This window comes from Cyclobacterium qasimii M12-11B (genome assembly GCF_000427295.1).
In the GTDB taxonomy this organism is placed as follows: domain Bacteria; phylum Bacteroidota; class Bacteroidia; order Cytophagales; family Cyclobacteriaceae; genus Cyclobacterium; species Cyclobacterium qasimii.
Genome location: NZ_ATNM01000109.1, coordinates 58,115 through 77,119, shown reverse-complemented (window position 1 = coordinate 77,119; position 19,005 = coordinate 58,115). Strand labels below are relative to the sequence as shown.

Below are 19,005 nucleotides of genomic sequence, written 5' to 3'. Positions count from 1 at the left end.
ATATTTTAAGACTGCTATCTTTACCACTAGATTTATCCTTACTATTATCCCAAAACGAACTCACCATGTCAATTACTTCAAAAAGTGCCGTAGCCAAAGGGGACGGGACTTTTATTATTACCCAGGTCATCGTTTCTGATCCTCAAGAAGACGAAGTCTTAATCAAAATGAAGGCTGCAGGACTTTGCCATACGGATTACGATTCACTCAATTGGGGAAAGCGGCTTGTGATGGGCCATGAAGGGGCAGGAATCGTAGAAAAAATCGGATCAGCTGTAAAAGACCTCAAAGTAGGGGATCAGGTGATTCTGAATTGGGCAACTCCTTGCATGCATTGTTTTCAATGTCAGGAGGGGAATCAACACATTTGTGAGAACAATTCACCGGTTGTAGCCGGAGCAAATGGACATACTCCCGGTCATGCCAAGCTTGAGAGTAGCCAATGGAATGGAAAAAGCATTGAGCGCTCATTTAATCTGGGTACCCTAAGTGAGTATGCCCTTGTTAAAGAGGCTGCCGTGGTGAAAGTGGATGAGCCTGGGCTAAATTTTTCGGCAGCAAGCATAGTGAGTTGCGGTGTGATGACAGGTTTTGGCTCTGTTGTCAATGCGGCCAAGTTGGAAGTAGGAAGCTCAGCTGTAGTGTTAGGTTGTGGGGGAGTTGGCCTGAACGTGATCAACGCCTGTAAAATTTCAGGAGCAGCCAAAATTATAGCAATAGATGTCAACCCTACAAAGTTGGATTTGGCAAGAAAATTCGGAGCAACGGACACTATTTTGGCAGACAAGGAGGATATTGGTTTATTGGTGGCAGCCAAAAAGTAAACGAATTATTAGGAGGTCGAGGCTCAGATTATGCTTTTGAGTGTACGGCTATTCCTGCCTTGGGTGCTGCACCTTTGGCCATGATTAGGAATGCTGGCACAGCGGTTCAGGTGAGTGGAATAGAAGAAGAGATAAGCATTGACATGAGGCTATTTGAATGGGATAAAGTCTATATTAATCCTCTTTATGGCAAATGTCGCCCCCAAATTGATTTTCCAAAAATCATGAAACTTTACAAAAAGGGTGATTTGATGTTGGATCAAATGATCACGGAGGAATATGAGTTGGAGAATTTACAACAAGCATTTGATGACATGCTTGCAGGAAAGAATGCAAAAGGAGTCATCGTTTTTAAGTAAATTGAGTAGATATCATGAGTAGTTTCAGAACCAGTGAATTGTCAGACAAGGCTTTTGAGAAAGACGGTTTGCGCTTCCTTACTGTCAAAACACCAAATCTTAAAGGGAGGGGAGACATTTGTTTATTTGTGCCTGATGGGACAGATGCACTTACCGATCTGCCCATTTATATTTTGCTTCACGGGGTTTATGGGAGCTCCTGGGTTTGGGCAATGAAGGGTGGCGCTCACCATACCGCCAAAAGGATGATGGATTCTGGTGAAATTAAACCTGCTATTCTGGCCATGCCTTCAGATGGACTATGGGGAGATGGCTCAGGTTATCTGAGTCATAAGGACAGGGATTTTGAGCAGTGGATCGTGTCAGATGTGCCTAAAGCGGTTTATGAGAATATATCGTGTGCAAGTAAGCATTCTCCGCTTGGAATAGCCGGTCTATCTATGGGAGGCTATGGTGCTTTAAGGTTGGGAGCTGAATATTCGGAAGTTTTCAAGGCCATCTCTGCACACAGTGCCATCACTAAATTTACCGAAATGGAGGGTTTTGTAGAAGAGCCTTTGGCAGCTTATGATTTAATACATGAGGACAATGACGTGATCGATTCAATAAGGAAAAATCCCAAATCTATTCCTGCCTTGCGCTTTGACTGCGGCAAGGGGGATGACCTTATTGATGGCAATCGCTTACTACATGCTCAATTACTGGAATTAGGTGTTCCTCATGCCTATGAGGAATTTGAAGGAGCTCATGAATGGCCCTATTGGCAGAAGCACTTGGAAAGCACATTAAGGTTTTTTGATCGATACTGCGTTAAAAATAACAGCTTTAAATGGCTTTAAGCCTATTGATTGATCTTTTCCTGCTTATCAACTAGCGCATAGGGTTGGATTAGAAGATTCACCGATAAACCTAGGAAGGTTGATAGATTTCTAACCATTTCAACTTTCAAAGGTCTTTTTCTATTGAGCACAAGACTGACGGTGGTTTTGCTTCCAATTGCTGGAATTAAATCTTTGTCTTTTAGGCCTTTTCTTTCCATTGTCTCTTTTATTGCATCAATTGGATCAGGAAGTGAAATAGGATAATGCTCCTTTTCATATTTTTCTATTAGTGTAACTAATAATTCCGCTTCCATTCCTTCCGCACTGTCTGGATCAGAATCGAAAATTGTAGAAAGCCTTGCCAAAGCAATTTCATATTCTTGTTCCGTTGTGATCGTTTTATCCCACTTCATGATTACTATTTGTTAAAATTAATATTGTTCGACCGTATTGACGTCAACTTTGTCGTATTCCGAGTGTGTCCCAATAAACCTGATAAAAATCCATTGCTTTTGATAAGATATTTGAGCAACCAATCTGTAGCGGTTTTTTGATATTTTAAACACAATCCGGTTATTTTTTACCGGTTTTGCATCTGAAAAATCATTTATCACATCTGATGGTTTTTGCCAGTTAGCATCTTTTGCAATAGAAACCCATGTTTCTATACTTGTTTTAGCATTCGGATACTTTTCGTAAAATACAACCAGATTTTTGATTGAAATGATGTTTTTCAAAGCAACGTATTTACAACGATGGAAGGTAGGGAAAAGTTTTCAAATTGAAAACAAAATCAAGAAAATTTACTTATTAGAAATTAATTATCCTTTAAAGTACTGATTATCCGATAAATAACAAAATAGTTCAACCTGGATTTTTCAAAGGGGTTTTACTGTGATAACAAGCAATAATAGAGCTAAACCCTATCTTGAGCTTTTGTGTCAAGCAAGTCTGTACTGGAGAAAACTTGGTGTCAAATCCAAGCAATAAGGATCAAACCAATAAATTCTAATTTGATAATTGTCTTCCTAATCCCTCATTTTACCTTTTTAGTGATTATGAATAGGGCCATCTTTTGATTTAAGGTAACCACCCATACTTCCAGTCATCACAGCTTTTATTTCAGACATTATAGAAAGGGCTATTTCTTCCGGGCCTTCCGCACCAATATCCAGTCCCATAGGGCCGAAGATTAGCTTATCCTCCTCATTTTGTAATTCTACGCCATTTATCCATAGCTGTTCTTTTAACTTCAATAGCTTTTTTTTCGGCCCTAATACTCCGATATAGGGACATTTGTAGGGGTACAAACCTTTTAATATCGCCAAATCGTAATTAAAATTGTGGGTCATTAGCACCACCGCCGTTCGACTGTCAACGTCTAATTTCCTTACTACTTCATCTCCTTTTCCTATGATAAGTTCTTCCGCCTCGGGGAAGCGAATACCTGTTACCAAGTCACTTCTGCCATCAGCAATGCAAATTTCCCAGCCCATTATAGCCGCCAATTTTACCAAGGGTATAACATCATTTCCTGCACCCAGTATGTTTAGTTTGATAGCGGGAGCCATGTACTCAATAAAAGCAGTGAACTCGGATTCAATAACTGGAAGGATTGAAGATCTCTTAGTAGAGATTACTGATTTGGCTTCCTCTAAAATAAAGGATTTTATTGCCGAATGGATTTGGTCAAATTGCTTATTAGCGCTTGTGTTTTCAGCAGCTACTAAAAGTATTGTCCCAGGCTGTGCGCCTCTTTTATGCTTAAAATCAAATAAGGTGACAAGCACCTTTGATTCCCGGTTTTTTACGCAGGATTTAAGCAGTAGGATTGGATTATTTCCATTGTTTTCATCAATCGGTTCGATCAGAATATGTATGATTCCATTACAACCCAATCCCACACCAAATTTGGCATCGTCCTCGTCTGTAGTGTCATAAGTAACTAGCATAGCTCGCTGCTGGAAGATGACCATTTGGGCTTTTTTTAATGCATCTCCTTCCAGGCATCCTCCTGAAATCGCCCCTGTTAGTTCTCCATTTTCCGTAATGAGCATTCTTGCACCGGGTCTCCTATAAGAAGAACCATCCACATTTACGACGGTTGCCAAGGCAGTTTTTTCATTGTTCTCCACTGCAATAGCATAGGCTTTCAGGATCTCTTTGATTTCTTTCATGCCGACTAGAAGCTGTTTTTGTGCAAGTAGGTGATGGGGAATATTTCTCCCTTTTTAAACTCAGATTGCTCCGATGGAAGACTCAGGAATGCATCAGCAAGTGCCAAATGTACCCAATCTCCGGAACCTGAATTGGCAATAGGTTTGGCCAATAGCTTGCCGTCCTCAGTGCTGGTCATCACCAATAAATGATTGGTGACGGGCTTGTTGAATACGATGTCCTTGTCTAAATGTCCAAAAGTAAGGATGTCTTTTATGCCCCAATGCTGTTTTAACCACAATTTAAAGTAAGCGTGAAAACAGACAAGGGTAGAGGTGGGATTTCCTGGGAATCCAAAAACGAATTTTTCCCCCTGTGAACCAAATAAAAAGGGTTTTCCTGGCTTTTGCTTTACGCCATGGATGTGTATTTGAACACCTAATTCCTGAAAAACAACCGGTAGAAAATCATATTTCCCCTTTGATACAGCCCCAGAAAATAGCAACACATCGTAATCCCTTAGCAATTCCTTTATTGCCGTTTTAAGTTTTGGCTTGTCATCTGGTAAGTGAGTGGTTTCAGCTTCAATGTTCAAATCTTTCAGCGCTGCCTGAAGCATATAAACATTGGACCTTCTGATTTGATGGGGTAGCGGTTTGTTTTCAATGGGAACCAACTCATCCCCTGTAGAGCAAATCATGATGGTAGGTGATTTCACCACTTTTACCATGGTCAAACCAGTCGTGGCCAAGACTCCTTTTACACCAGGGTGAACCCAAGTTCCAGCAGGTAGCAACTGGTCTCCTTTTTTCGCATCAACACCTTTTTTGTGGATGTTTTGAAAGGACTTGTGCGCAGTTGAATCCAATGCTGCAATGCCATTATCAATGGTTATTCTTTCATATGGAATCACACAATCTGTATTGTATGGCAAAACTGCTCCAGTCATCACTTCAAGGCAATTTTCGGGGTTTTTGAGCTTTTTTTGCTCTTGTCCGGCAGCTTGAATGTCTTCGATAAAAAATCGTTGCCTTTTAAGTAACTGTTCACTTTGAATGGCAATACCGTCCATGGCCACTCGGTCAAAAGGTGGCGCATCCCTGTCGGCAAAAACACCTTCAGCAAGCATTCTATTGAGGCAATCTTCGAAAGCAATGCTTTCTGAGGCTCCTTTTTTGGAAAATTTTATAATTGTATCCTGGGCTTCTTTTACACTTTTCATTCAGGTTAATTTTCTTTGAATTCATTCATTCAGGAAAATTTATCCTCCTAAAAATGACATGGATTTTTTGGAACCATCAGCAATTTGGTTTTCAGCTTCGAAACCATCCTTTGCCTTTCCTGCAATAGCAGAAAGAATGGCTGATTTTAGCATTTCTTCTCCAGGTCCACTCCTCAAAATGTCTCTAAGGTTACATACAGGAGGCCCATATAGGCAGGTTCTTAACTCACCTGTAGCAGAAAGCCTTATCCTGTTGCAAGTACCACAGAAAGTACGGCTAAAAGCGGGGATTATACCGAAACTACCTAAATATCCAGGAACCTGGTAATTGATAGAGGTGCTGTTTGATTCATCTATTATTTTCCTTATCTCCGGAAAATGACTTTCAATATAGCTATAAAGTGCTTTATAGTTCCACTCTGGAATATCAAATTTATCAGTTCCATTGAAAGGCATTTCTTCTAAAAACCTTACTGATAAAGGATGCTTTTCAGTTAATTTTATGAAAGGAACAATGTCGTCAATGTTCTTCTTCCCATCGATTACACAATTAAGCTTTACATTGAAGTCTTGAGCCAATAATTCCTTAATGCAGGACATGACTTCATCAAATTTATCACGTCTTGTGATTTCGTGAAAGCGCTGGGGATCCAATGAATCTAAAGAAATATTTACTTTCTTTATCCCTAAAACTGCAAGTTTACTGATTTGTTCTTTGCTGATTGACCCATTGCTGGTGAGGGTTATTTCCTTAAGTCCTTTGTTTTTGGATAGCAATTCTAAAAAATCCACAATGCCTTTTCTAACAAAAGGTTCACCTCCGGTAATCCTTATTTTTTTAACGCCAAGATTCACGAAAATCTTTGTGATATAATCCAGTTCCTCATAGGTTAGGAGGTCTTCCCGTTGGACAAAGTTCATTCCTTCCTCCGGCATACAGTAATAGCACCTAAAATTACAGCGATCCGTCACTGATAACCTTAAATAGTCTAGTTTTCTGCCATATTTATCTATTAGCTCTTGCTGCATATGATTGTTATTGGGTATTTCGGGTTCCCCAAATTAAGGATGTGCATTTACCCAAACCGTTTGGTCGGTAAAGTATTCTTTTTTCCAAATTGGAACGGACTTCTTAAGTTCGTCTATAAGAAACCTACAGGACTCAAAAGCATCTTGTCTGTGTGCCGATGAGGTACCAATGACCACTACAGGATCTCCTATTTGTTTGACTCCCAAAGCATGGACAATCACTATTTTTTTAAGCGGCCATTTCTTTGCAGCAATTTCTGCCAGTTTGTTCATTTCAGAAATAGCCATTGGTTCATAAGCCTCAAATTCTAATTTTACAACATCTTTTCCTTGGGCATGGTTTCTTACATTTCCTATAAAAAGATCCATTCCACCTGCTTCAGGATGTTGCAGAAATGAATAAATGTCATTTAACTCTATTTGATCAACCAGTTTTATTTGTATCATTTTATCCTCCACTAACTGGTGGTATTAAGGCTATTTCTTTTGCGTTTCCAATGGCTAGGGTGTCATCAGCATATTCTAGATCAACAGCAATACCAATACTGTTAAGGTTTCCCATTCGTGGATATGTTTTCAATAACCATTTCTTTAAATCCAATACTGTAACAATTGATGGATCTTCGGGGAACTCTAGTTCTCTTTGTCCTACAATGTCTTTGGAAATTCCGAATAATTGAATTTTCATGCCTTATATATTATTCATTGATCTAATTTTAAATTTAAGCATAAGCAATCGATATAGCATAGGGGTTGGCAAAATATTAATTGAAAAGGGGAATTGAAAAAGCTAAAAGTGCAATCAGGATTGTCATTATGCTTGCTTTTTAAGCCTAACTGGGTAAACGCTAAAGTAGCTGGTGATTTTGCAGGATCTACGCCAAATAAAGGATTGAAAAATTTTATTTTTTAAGAGTTTGCAAACAGGGAATTTTAGTAAAGCATTTCGTTTATGATAGCTTTCGTTTCGAAAAAATTACTTTCTTAATTATAATTTGTTGATAAATAATCATGTATGGTATATTTTAGTACATTTAATTCAATTATTTGATGAAAATATACTATATTTTCACCTAACCTTTAACTTATTTGTTAATAATTTTAAATAACCATAGAATGTGTTATTCAAATTTTGAATTATAGGTAATAATTGTGTATTTATAGAAAAATTCATTACTTGTGTTGTGATGTTTCTAAATTTACCTATTCAATGAATAACAATCAATCCGTTCCTGAGCTCGTAGGCTTGTTGCAGACCGGAGATCAAAAGGCCTACAATAATTTATACAAGTTCTTCGCTCCGAAAATTTTAAATACATGCAAGAAAATGTATTTAAATCAGCAAGATGCGGAAGAGGTGGTTCAAGAAGTGTTTTTAAAAGTGTGGGAAAAAAGAGGGCAATTGGACAATACCTTGTCCTTTAATGCCTATTTATTAACCATAATGCGGTCGTTGATATTTAAACGATCCAGAAAACAGGCTATGGATATAGCCTATCAAAAATATAATATCCAATTCCTTACCAAAGAAGACAATTGTACTGAGGAAGCCATTCTTTATGAAGAAATTAAATCTTTCTCCACCAAAGCCATTGCTTCGCTACCAAAAGGGCAACAAGAAGTTTTTTCTTTAAAATTTTCTGAACAACTGACTGCAGATGAAATTGCTGTAAAACTGCATATTTCCAAAAGAACAGTGGAAAATCAGTTGTATAAAGCAACGAAAGAGCTTAAAAAGAAATTAATTTCCAACGAATTGATACCCTACGAATTGTTAATGATGTTGTTGATTTATTAATCAAATCATTAATTGAATGAATATTTTTTAAAAATGAGTTTGATTAATTTAAAAATATGTAAATATATAAAATGACGTAAGTAAATGTAAGTAGGTGAGGATATATACCATATAAACAATAAGGTTCTAATGGATAACTTTACGAAGAAGTGGCAAGATTTTCATGCAGGCAGTCTTTCAAAGAAAGAAGCTGTTGAATTTCTTTATTTTCTTGAAAGTGACTTGGGAAAGGCAAAATTTCAAAAACTTCTTAAAAGGACCTGGATGGATCAGGAAGAAGAAAAATCAACTAAAGACAATCCTACCGCTAACCCTACTTCCTCTACCTCAAACAACAGTGCTGCACATAGAGAAAAGGGAGATTTTTTTAATAAGTTTTCCATAATAAAAATTACAAAGTTTAAAACCTTTATTAAGTATGCAGCCTGCCTGCTTGCTTTAATTCTTGTGCTTAAACACTTAGATTTTTTACCAGATCTCACTGGAAATCAAACCAAAGAGTCAGCAGAGACGGTATGGATAAGTAAATCAAATCCTAAAGGGATAAAGTCCAAAATATTATTACCTGATAGCTCCTGGGTGTATTTGAATGCTGGCAGTAAAATTCAATACCCTGAAAATTTCATTGAAAATAGGGATGTTCACTTGGAAGGAGAAGCATTTTTTGAAGTTTATGAAGACAAGGATCACCCATTTGTTGTAAAAACTTTTCATGTTAAAACGCAAGTTTTAGGAACTTCATTTAACATTAATTCCATGAACCCTGAATCCATAGAAATTGGCCTGGCTACAGGTTCCTTGAAAATAATTAATTCCGCCTCTGGCAAAGAGATACAGCTTGTACCCGGGGAAGGGAGCAACGTTAATCCTACCAATGATGAAATGGAAAAGTACAATGTTGACATTCTAACACTTTCTCAATGGAAAGAGGGCATTCTCCATTTTGACAATGAAGATTTTCTAAGAGCAATAAAGAAATTAGAAAATTGGTATGGGGTGCAAATAACTGTTACAGGAGAAATCCCGAAAGGAACCTGTAATGGGACTTTTCAAAAACAAACCTATTTGAGCAATGTATTGAAAGTCTTAGGCCATGCAATGGATTTTAACTTTGAAATCAACAAAAATCAAGTAACAATAAACACTAAAAAGTAAATGAATAGATAGATAAATAGTAATAAAATTAGTTCTAACAAATACCCAAAATACCATGAAACAAGTTTTATTTAAAAAGTTTAACGTCCTAAAATTCAGATTTCTGATCGTAGGTTTGTTAAGCATAATCACAATTCTGCCAGCATTGGCAGCCAATACCGCCAAGAGTATTGAAGACGTAAAGATTAAAATGGATTTCCTTGAAGGAAATTTAGAAGATCTTTTAAGTAATATTGAAAGCAAAACCGACTATAGGTTTTTCTATACCGATCAAGCCCTCGTGGACAAAGATGTACTCACCCTGGACCGGAGCAAGGGATCGGTAGCAGACATTTTAAAGGAACTTGCTAGATTAAAAAACCTGCACTTTAAACAAGTCAATAACAATATCAGTGTTAAGTTTTTGGAAAACAAGGCCAAAAATTCAGATGTTGAGATTGTATTGGATGAAGCAGATATTGCCATTAGTGGTAAGATTACAGATAATAGTGGTGAGCCTATACCGGGTGTTGCTATTGCTGTTGTTGGCACTTCCATAGGTACCATCACCAATATTGATGGTGAATACGCTTTAAATGTTCCCGAAGATGGCGTATTATCAGTATCCTATATTGGTTTCAGTACGCAAAGGATACAAGTTAACTCCAGGTCTATTATTAATGTCACTATGGAAGAAGCCATAGCAGGACTTGATGAGGTAGTGGTAACAGCACTTGGAATCAAAAGAGAGGCAAAAAGCCTTGGTTATGCTACTTCTACGGTAGAATCTGATGAAATGACAATCAACAGGTCACCAAATTTCATCAACTCCCTTCAAGGAAAAGTGGCCGGAGTCAACATCACCTCCATGGGATCAGGCCCTCAGGGAAGTAGTAAAATCAGGATCAGAGGAGTCTCTTCTTTCGGAGGAAACAACTCGCCTTTAATTGTAGTAAATGGTGTTCCCATTGACAATACCAACTTTGGAGTGAATGGAGATGTTTCTGAAGTAGGTAGCAATAGAAGATCGGATAGTGGCGATGGTCTGAGTAGTATCAACCCAGATGACATTACTTCAATGACTGTTTTGAAAGGCGCTGCAGCTTCTGCTTTGTATGGTGCTAGGGCTAAGGATGGGGTAATCATGGTTACGACCAGAAACAGGGCTTCAGGATCGGGCATTCAAATAGAGCTCAATACCAATTATACCAATGATACTCCTTTGGATTTTACGGACTTCCAGTACGAGTACGGGCAGGGTGAAGGTGGACTTAGGTCAACTTCTCCAAGACCAGTATCAGGTGTTTGGAGTTTTGGAGAGAAAATTGAACCTGGAATGACCCAGATTCTTTTTGATGGCATAGAAGTTCCTTATACTGCTCAGCCTAATAAAATTAGAGATTACTACAGAAATGGATCCACACTTTCCAATACAATCACTCTTTCATCGGGTGGAGAAAATGGTGGTTTTAGTTTATCAGTTGCCAATATGGACAGTAAGGCCATCCTACCGGGATCCAATTACAACCGTAAAACCATTAACTTAGGTTTTACCCAAAACATCAAAAAATTAACGGTTTCAGGAAATATAAATTATTCTAAAGAAGACAGAATAAATCCACCAAACATAGCAGAACAGGATTTTAGCCCTGTAGTGCTTTATACACTGGCAAGTTCTTTGCCTTTGGCATTATTGGAAGAATATGCTTTTGATGAAAATGGTGATGAATTCCCTTATTCCAGATTTACCAACAGAACCAATCCTTACTTTGCACTTTCAAGGTTTGAAAATAACATCAGAGATAGGGTTTATGGTAATATTACAGCTAAATATGACATCACTGATTGGTTATATGTTCAAGGAAGATTTGGACAGGATTTTTATTCCAGAGATTCAGAATACAATCTACCTACAGGATCGCAAAGACAATCCTCCCCACCTCCTGGATTTGTAAATGGTCAGTATGCACAGGATATAAGAAGGTTTAGAGAAGTAAATACAGATTTTCTTATAGGAATGAACAAGACTTTTGGAAACTTTGGGTTGTTGGTTAATCTTGGAGGAAACCAAATGTACAGAAGGTTGGATGTAAATACCCTTTTGGGAGAGAATTTTTACACCCGTGATCTTTATACTATAGGCAATGCAAGTAAAATCACCACCAATTACAGTATTTCTGAAAGACAGGTTAATTCCTTGTATGCGAGTTCTGAATTGTCATGGAAAGGTTACTTATACCTAAATGGAACGGTTAGAAACGACTGGTTTTCTACACTTTCTCCAGCCAATAGAAGTATCGTTTACCCATCAGTAACAGGTAGTTTTGTCTTCTCTCAGGCTTTTGAAAACCTACCCAATTGGTTGTCCTTTGGTAAGGTCAGATTGGCTTATGCTGAAGTGGGTAGCGATACAGATGTTCAGCCTTATGCCAATAACCTTTTCTACAACATCAACCCGCAGCAGTTTCCAAATTCCAATGGCATTGCCCAGCCTGTTGGCTCAGTAAGTGGGTCAGTGGTTCCTAATGCCAATTTGAGACCAATGAGAGTTACTGAAAAGGAAATTGGTCTTGAAATGACTTTGTTTGACAACCTTCGTTTTGAACTGTCTTATTATGACAAGTTATCTTCTGATCAAATTCTTCAAGCGCAGATTTCAAATGGTTCAGGATATGTCAACCAATTAATTAACGTAGGAGAAAGTGAAAACAAAGGCTTAGAAATGTATGCCGCCATTTCGCCTGTTAAAACAGCTGATTTTGAGTGGAATTTTGGAGCCAATGCTTCTTATAATCAATCCAAAGTATTGAGTCTTGGAGATGATGTAGAAGGAACCTTTATCACTGTAGGTGATGCAGAATTTCATGGCGAGTTGAGGCAGGAAGTAGGCAAACCAATGGCACAATTATACGGTTGGGGTTACCTTAGAGATGATCAGGGAAGACAAGTTTTTGATCCAAATAGTGGACGTCCTATAAGGTCAAACGAACAATTGAATTTCGGTTCAGCAATACCTGTATGGGTTGGCGGTTTTACCAATAGCTTCAATTATAAAAAACTTAGTTTTTCCTTTTTAGTAGACTTTAAACTAGGTCACAAAATGATTTCTGGAACACATATCAATGCCTATAGACATGGTTTGGATAAAGCCACGCTTGTTGGAAGAGATCAGGGATATGTGGTAGGAGAAGGGGTTAACCCGAATGGAGAGATCAATACTACACAGTCAGCTATACAGCCCTTTTATGAAACCATTCGTGCTGGTAGGATGTCCGAGCAGTCTGTATTCAATGCAGGATCATGGCAACTACGCCAGTTAACCCTAGGCTATGACTTAAGTAGCTTGGTTCAGAATAGTAACTTTATAAAGGGATTAAAATTCAATGTTGTTTCTAACAATGTAGCGGTAATAAAAAAATGGGTTCCTCATCTTCATCCTGACCAAAATGGTATTATCTCAGATAATATGGCTGGTCTGGAAGCTACTGGATTACCTGTTACAAGAAGTATTGGTTTTAACCTAAACGTGAAGTTTTAATGGCTTTACAACCTCCAATCAAACATGTGTTACAACTAAAATTATCAGAGATGAAAAAGTCTAAAAAATCATATATCTACCCAATCCTATTACTGTTCATTATCTTCTCCTGTGATTCGGGATTTGATGAAATGAATACTAATCCTGTGCGGCTTACTTCTATTGACCCCACGTTTCAATTGAACCAGGCAATTATTTCCAGTTCACCTGGATACAACAACCTTACCTATGAGGTAACGATAGTTAAACAGATGAATACTCCCTTTCAAGGTGTGGGAACTGGTGCAAATTTAAACCAGGACAATAGAGGAGCGACCGAAGGAAACTGGAACACTGGCTACCAGACAGTTTTGAAGAACCTGATAGACGGTTTATCAAGTCTTGAAGACATGCCAGAAAGAACTAACCTTAGACATATTCTTCAAATTTGGAAGGCCCATACTTTCATGACCTTAACAGATACCTATGGTGACATACCCTATACTGAAGCTGGTAGAGGATATATTGATGGTTTGGTCTTTCCTAAATATGATTCTCAGGAAAGCATTTATACATCGATATTGAATGACCTGGAAGCTGCAGTCCAAGGCCTTGATGCCTCAAAAGATGCCATAGGTCAGGAGGTAATGTACAGTGGAAATGTAGAACAATGGAGAAGATTAGCAAATTCATTGTTGCTTCGTGCCGGCATGCGCCTATCAAAAGTTGATCCTACAGCAGCGGCTTCTTATGCAAGCAAAGCCGTTAGCGGTGGCTTGATGATGTCAAATGATGACAATGCAGTAGTGAGACACAATGCGGATTATAGAAATAATGTAGGGACATCCATTAATGGAGGTCAAGGCCCATTTTACTACCTGGATCAAGATTTTGTTGACTTCCTTCAAGCAAACAATGACCCTAGATTAACCTCAATAGGGGTAAGGTATATCGGAGCCCTTAGTGGAAACGATCAGGTGGAAGCAAATGCCAACAGGGATTTTGATGCGCAAGTTGGAATGCCACAAGGCTATGACAATACTACCATCATTCCTATAGTGGCTGAAGCAGGTTTGACGAGCCTTTTTGATTATACTCAGCTAGATAGAAGTAGAATGGGAAGTCCTGAAGCCCCAAATTTTCTGGTAACCTACTCACAAACTTTACTTCTTTGGGCAGAAGCAGCTTTTCGTGGTTGGGCACCTGGAGATGCTGAGCAATTGTATCAGGATGGTATAAGAGCACATATGGAACAAATGGCATTATGGGGTAGTAACACGGCCATTTCTGCTAATGATATTGATGCTTATATAGCTGCCCATCCTTTGGAAGCAGGAAAAGAACTTGAGCTTATCAATACCCAGTATTGGGTGTCTTCATTTCTTAATGGTCACGAAGCATGGTCTAATTTCAGAAGATCCGGATACCCACTTGTAAACCCAAATCCTTTTACAGGAAGCGATCTTAAGAGTGAGGACTTTATCAGAAGACTTACTTATCCTGATGCTGAGTTGACAGTAAATAAAGCAAATATAGACATCGCTACAAGTAGAATGGGTCCCGATATCCTGGATACAAGGGTTTGGTGGGATGTGAAACAATAGATGCATCAAAGTAAGCTTTGGATTTTAAAGGCTTATTTATAATAAAAAGTTAAGCTGGATTAGGTAATAGAATTGCTATTGCATAATCCAGCTTACTTCAAAAGGTTTGGTATTCAATCAAGTTCGGAAAAGGAAGGTTTTAAACCTTTTACATTTCGTGTTATAGAAAGTATAGCTTAAATGAAAAAAATCAAAAAAAGAATAAATGCTGGTGAAACATTGGCTGGTTGTTGGCTAAATCTGGGCAGTTCTGTGACCGCAGAAATTGTAGGATCATCAGGTTATGACTGGGTCCTGATCGATTTGGAACATGGGGCAGGAGAGCAAACCGATCTATTGCACCAGCTTCAGGCATTGGAACATACACCTGCTGCAGCATTGGTCAGAGTAGAAAGCTACCAAAAAGAAAGAATTCACCGGGTACTTGATCTGGGGGCCAATGGAGTAATGGTGCCACGTATAAAATCTGCTGCCGAAGCCAAAGCGGCTATTGCAGGAATACATTATCCACCAATGGGAGTAAGGGGCGTGGCCAAAATGGTTAGAGCAACCGGCTTTGGGAAAAACTTTGATGCCTATAAGGAAGGAACCTTGGATAACTTACTTGGGGTGATACAGATCGAAACGGTTGAAGCTTTGGAGGAGTTGGATGGGATAGCGGCACTTCCAGGAGTGGATGTCCTTTTTATTGGTCCGGCAGACCTTACCATGGCACTGGGAATAGATGGTGATTTATCGCACCCTTTATTTGTGGAAGCAGTAAAGAAAATCATTGCAGCAGCAAAGAATGCAGGAAAGGCTGTGGGTATTTTGATTTTTGATCCCAATGACTTTGAAAAGTACAATGCCATGGGTATCCAACTTATTGCTTGCGGGGCAGATGCTACTTTTGTAGCCAATGGTGCAAGGGCGCTTGCCAGTAAGCTGAATTCATCTAAAATAAAAAAGAGTAGGTAAATGCTACATGACCCTTTAATTATTTTAGTAATTGGTATGGCCATCGTTGTTGGTGGCATTATTGGAGGGAAGTTAAATCCCTTCATTGCACTTATTCTAGCGGCATTGGTTGTGGCATGGTTAACACCCACCGCAGCTATTGTTGAATTTGCCTTAAGCAAAGGGCAGTCCGAATCGGCTGCAAATGCCTTAGCGAATACTTCCATAGGAGAGCGTATAGCTGCTGCTTTTGGGAGTACAGTGGGTAAAATCGGTATTCTGATAGCCATGGCTGCCATTATTGGTAAAGCCATGTTGATGAGTGGAGCAGCAGAAAGAATTGTCCGGTCAATTCTGGGAGTTACAGGAGAGAAAAATGCCCCATTGGCATTTTTAAGCGGAAGTTTCTTTCTGGGTATCCCGGTTTTCTTTGATACGGTCTTTTACCTAATGATCCCATTGGCCAAAGCCATGGCCATGCGGTTAAAGCAGAGTTATTTATTGCTGGTATTGTGTATTACAGCAGGTGCGGCTATGGCGAATTCATTGGTTCCACCCACCCCTGGCCCTTTGTTTCTCATTGCAGAAATGAATATACCTATAGGGATGATGATGGTTGGAGGCTTCCTCGTGGGCTCCGTTACCATTACAGCTGGTTATTTCTTTGCTGTTTGGGTGAACAAAAGAAACCCTATTCCGCTTCGGGAATCATTGGATGCTCCTTTAAGTGAAATTGAAGCTTTGGCCAACAAAGACGAATCACTATTACCTTCATTGGGCATTTCCTTGTCACCTATTTTGGTGCCGCTCTTATTAATTACAGGAAGTGCTACCGTCAACACCTTTATGGATGTGAATGCAGCAGGAAACGACAATGTTTTTCTGGCATTTCTTCAATTCTTTGGCGAGAAAAACATGGCCCTGATAATGGGTGCTATGGCAGCACTGTTGACCTTATTTCTTCAAAGAAGTAAGTCCAAAGATGGCATGAAAGGTGCCGTTCAATCTGCTTTAACCAGCGGAGGCGTAATCATATTGATTACAGCTGCAGGCGGTGCATTTGGAGCCATGCTTCAGCAGACTGGTATCAGTTTGAGGATTGCAGACCTAACTTCAGGTTACCAAATGGCCTTAATTCCTTTGGCTTTCTTCATTACCGCACTGGTTAGGACTGCACAAGGTTCAGCCACTGTAGCCATGATAACTGCTTCGGGGATTTTATCCGGTATGTCTACGACTGGTTTGGACTTCCACCATTTGTACCTTGGATTAGCCATTGCCTGTGGATCTAAACTCGTTCCATGGATGAACGACAGTGGATTTTGGATTGTATGTAAAATGAGTAATCTAACGGAAAAGGAAGCATTGCGAACCTTTTCACCTTTGCTCACAATCATGGGCGTCGTTGGCCTAATTACAATTATGATTGCAGCAAAAATTTTCCCACTAATTTAACAAAAATAGTAAACCCAGAATAATATGAAAAATATACTTAAAACCCTTCAAAGAAGGAAATTCATGAAGTTGTTTGCTTCTGGTACTGCAGGAGCTTTAACTACCGCTTCCGTCGCCATGGGTGCAGATAGGTCTGATTCCAGGCCTTCGGCCAATAAATTAATGCCTGCAAAAAAGCTTTTGATGAAGGTGGGCTGTCAATCGGGAGGTACTTCCGAAGAAAACCTGGCTTTTAAGGCCAGGCATGGTGTTTATAACATGGATGGTGGAATGCCAAAATTTATCCCAGGTGTAGGATGGGATTTGGAAGATTCACTGAGAAAAAGAGATGCTTGTGAAAAGTACGGTATTAGTTTGGATGCTTACCACCTTCCATTGACCTCTGCTGGAATTGATAGAGTACAAGTTCCTAATATCATGCTGGGGAAAAGTCCGGAAAGAGACAAGGAAATAGAAATGATCCAGCAGATGATCGAAGTTTCTGCAAAGTCAGGGGTGAAATTGTTGAATTACAATACCACCATATTGCCTGTACTGAGGACCAGTAGAACCATTGACCCAAAAAGAGGAAATGCTTCCTACAGTACATGGAATTATGAAGAAGCACTCAAAAGAGAGCAACCAATGACCATCGCAGGGAATGTTGATGCCGATGAAATCTTTGAAAGAATCGCTTATTTATTGGATAGGATTGTTCCAGTAGCGGAAGAATACAAGGTCCAATTGGGAAATCATATCGCCGATCCACCTGTTCCTGACCAATACAAAGGAATTATGCGATGGAATAGCCCCGAAGTTTTTGAAGGGATGAAGAGGTTTGCTAAATTGTCCGACAGTCCATACCACGGGTTTAATTTCTGTATTGGATCCATTGCTGAAGGTTTGAGGGATCCGAAAAATGATATCTTTCCAATTATAGAATATTTTGGCAAACAAAAGCAAATATTCAATGTACATCTGCGAAATATCAAAGGAAACTACAATAATTTCCAGGAAGTTTATCCAGACAATGGGGAAATGAATTTCTTTCATGTAATTCGGGCCTTAAGGGACGTTGAATTTGATGGGATGATAATGCCTGATCATGTACCTACACATGAGGCAGAAGGGGCAAGTTCCCAGGCTTTTTCCTTCGCCTATGGACATATTATAGGAATTCTTCAGGCTTTAAAAGATGAAGAGGGCTGATTTCTTGAACCAAAAAGGACTATCAATACCATAGAATAAGTGAAAATTGTAAATTAATAAAGAGCAACTATTATGAAGAAAGTAGGATTTATAGGATTGGGAATTATGGGTAAACCCATGGCGATCAATTTAATCGATGCAGGCTATAATTTAAATATTTTAGACAGCAACAAGGCTGCCGGAGATTTAACCCCAAAAGGAGCAACTGCTTTTTCGACCTGTAAAGAGGTAGCCGCGAATTCAGAGATTATTATTACCATGCTTCCGGATTCTCCAGAAGTAAATGAAGTGGTCTTTGGTGATACTGGCGTTTTGGCAGGCATCAAATCAGGAAGTGTATTTGTGGACATGTCTACTATCGCACCATCCACGGCCAGGGAAGTGGCAGAAGCAATGCTTCTTAAAGGAGTGGATGCTTTGGATGCGCCTGTCTCAGGAGGTCAGGTTGGTGCAGAGACAGGAAACTTATCGATTATGGTAGGAGGTAATCAAGCGGCCTTCGATGCTTTGAAGCCATTGTTTGATGTGATGGGTAAAAGCGCCGTGCTTATTGGAGATGCAGGCGCAGGACAGCTAACGAAAGCCTGTAACCAAATGATCGTAGGAATGACCATTCAAGCGGTGGCTGAATCTTTTACCTTGGCCAAAAAAGCTGGTGTGAATCTAGAAAAAATGAGAGAAGCACTTTTGGGTGGTTTTGCACAAAGCAGGATTCTTGATTTACATGGACAAAGGATTATTGACCGAAACTTTGACCCAGGGTTTAAATTGAAATTGCACCGTAAAGACATGAACATTGCCTTAATGGCCGGAAAAGAATTCAAAGTGCCATTGTATGGATCTGCTTTAGTGGCCAGTCATATGGATGCTGCTTTGGCTGCTGGATGGGATGAAAAAGACCACAGTGCACTGGCTTTACTGATGGAAAAATTATCCAATGTGGAATAAACCTTCATTTCCT

16 protein-coding genes and 1 pseudogene are annotated in these 19,005 nt (G+C 39.2%); 10 read left to right on the top strand and 7 right to left on the bottom strand.

Features of this window, described 5'->3' with window-relative positions; genetic code table 11:
• Positions 1–65: 65 nt before the first annotated feature.
• Together ADICYQ_RS12225 and ADICYQ_RS12220 are read left to right on the top strand one after the other, a co-directional pair.
• A pseudogene (locus ADICYQ_RS12225) lies at positions 66–1,183 on the top strand (Zn-dependent alcohol dehydrogenase).
• Between the two features lie 14 nt (positions 1,184–1,197).
• On the top strand, positions 1,198–2,022 hold the full coding sequence (locus tag ADICYQ_RS12220) for an alpha/beta hydrolase (protein ID WP_020890106.1): 825 nt from the start codon (positions 1,198–1,200) through the stop codon (positions 2,020–2,022).
• Positions 2,023–2,024: 2 nt separating this feature from the next.
• Here the strand turns inward: ADICYQ_RS12220 and ADICYQ_RS12215 are convergent, their stop codons facing one another.
• From ADICYQ_RS12215 to ADICYQ_RS12185, 7 genes are all read right to left on the bottom strand, one after another.
• On the bottom strand, positions 2,025–2,417 hold the full coding sequence (locus tag ADICYQ_RS12215) for a helix-turn-helix domain-containing protein (RefSeq protein WP_020890105.1): 393 nt from the start codon (positions 2,415–2,417) through the stop codon (positions 2,025–2,027).
• Positions 2,418–2,435: 18 nt separating this feature from the next.
• Positions 2,436–2,741: a type II toxin-antitoxin system HigB family toxin gene (locus ADICYQ_RS12210; RefSeq protein WP_020890104.1), complete on the bottom strand. Its 306-nt coding sequence runs from the start codon at positions 2,739–2,741 to the stop codon at positions 2,436–2,438.
• Positions 2,742–3,053: 312 nt separating this feature from the next.
• Positions 3,054–4,181 carry an XdhC family protein gene (locus ADICYQ_RS12205; protein ID WP_020890102.1) on the bottom strand — a complete coding sequence of 376 codons (1,128 nt, stop codon included), beginning with the start codon at positions 4,179–4,181 and terminating at the stop codon, positions 3,054–3,056.
• Positions 4,182–4,186: 5 nt separating this feature from the next.
• Complete coding sequence (locus ADICYQ_RS12200) at positions 4,187–5,383, bottom strand: molybdopterin molybdotransferase MoeA (protein WP_020890101.1); 1,197 nt, start codon at positions 5,381–5,383, stop codon at positions 4,187–4,189.
• A gap of 39 nt (positions 5,384–5,422) precedes the next feature.
• A complete protein-coding gene (moaA, locus tag ADICYQ_RS12195) occupies positions 5,423–6,412 on the bottom strand; it encodes a GTP 3',8-cyclase MoaA (RefSeq protein ID WP_040416001.1) in 990 nt (329 codons plus the stop codon).
• Between the two features lie 33 nt (positions 6,413–6,445).
• On the bottom strand, positions 6,446–6,859 hold the full coding sequence (locus ADICYQ_RS12190) for a molybdenum cofactor biosynthesis protein MoaE (protein ID WP_020890099.1): 414 nt from the start codon (positions 6,857–6,859) through the stop codon (positions 6,446–6,448).
• A 1-nt stretch (position 6,860) separates the two neighbouring features.
• The gene (locus ADICYQ_RS12185; protein WP_020890098.1) at positions 6,861–7,100 is read right to left on the bottom strand and encodes a MoaD/ThiS family protein; all 240 of its coding nucleotides are present in this window, start codon (positions 7,098–7,100) and stop codon (positions 6,861–6,863) included.
• A 522-nt stretch (positions 7,101–7,622) separates the two neighbouring features.
• Here ADICYQ_RS12185 and ADICYQ_RS12180 point away from each other — a divergent pair.
• From ADICYQ_RS12180 to ADICYQ_RS12145, 8 genes are all read left to right on the top strand, one after another.
• Positions 7,623–8,210 (top strand): RNA polymerase sigma factor, encoded by a 588-nt coding sequence (locus ADICYQ_RS12180; RefSeq protein ID WP_020890097.1) that lies wholly within the window; start codon positions 7,623–7,625, stop codon positions 8,208–8,210.
• Positions 8,211–8,339: 129 nt separating this feature from the next.
• Complete coding sequence (locus tag ADICYQ_RS26010) at positions 8,340–9,365, top strand: FecR family protein (RefSeq protein WP_020890096.1); 1,026 nt, start codon at positions 8,340–8,342, stop codon at positions 9,363–9,365.
• 55 nt (positions 9,366–9,420) lie between these two features.
• On the top strand, positions 9,421–12,882 hold the full coding sequence (locus ADICYQ_RS12170; protein ID WP_020890095.1) for a SusC/RagA family TonB-linked outer membrane protein: 3,462 nt from the start codon (positions 9,421–9,423) through the stop codon (positions 12,880–12,882).
• 50 nt (positions 12,883–12,932) lie between these two features.
• Positions 12,933–14,465: a SusD/RagB family nutrient-binding outer membrane lipoprotein gene (locus ADICYQ_RS12165; protein WP_051160194.1), complete on the top strand. Its 1,533-nt coding sequence runs from the start codon at positions 12,933–12,935 to the stop codon at positions 14,463–14,465.
• Positions 14,466–14,645: 180 nt separating this feature from the next.
• Positions 14,646–15,422: an HpcH/HpaI aldolase family protein gene (locus tag ADICYQ_RS12160; protein WP_020890093.1), complete on the top strand. Its 777-nt coding sequence runs from the start codon at positions 14,646–14,648 to the stop codon at positions 15,420–15,422.
• Positions 15,423–16,856: a GntP family permease gene (locus tag ADICYQ_RS12155; RefSeq protein ID WP_040415999.1), complete on the top strand. Its 1,434-nt coding sequence runs from the start codon at positions 15,423–15,425 to the stop codon at positions 16,854–16,856.
• Between the two features lie 24 nt (positions 16,857–16,880).
• Complete coding sequence (locus tag ADICYQ_RS12150; RefSeq protein WP_020890091.1) at positions 16,881–18,044, top strand: mannonate dehydratase; 1,164 nt, start codon at positions 16,881–16,883, stop codon at positions 18,042–18,044.
• 72 nt (positions 18,045–18,116) lie between these two features.
• A complete protein-coding gene (locus ADICYQ_RS12145; protein ID WP_020890090.1) occupies positions 18,117–18,992 on the top strand; it encodes a 2-hydroxy-3-oxopropionate reductase in 876 nt (291 codons plus the stop codon).
• Positions 18,993–19,005 lie beyond the last annotated feature (13 nt).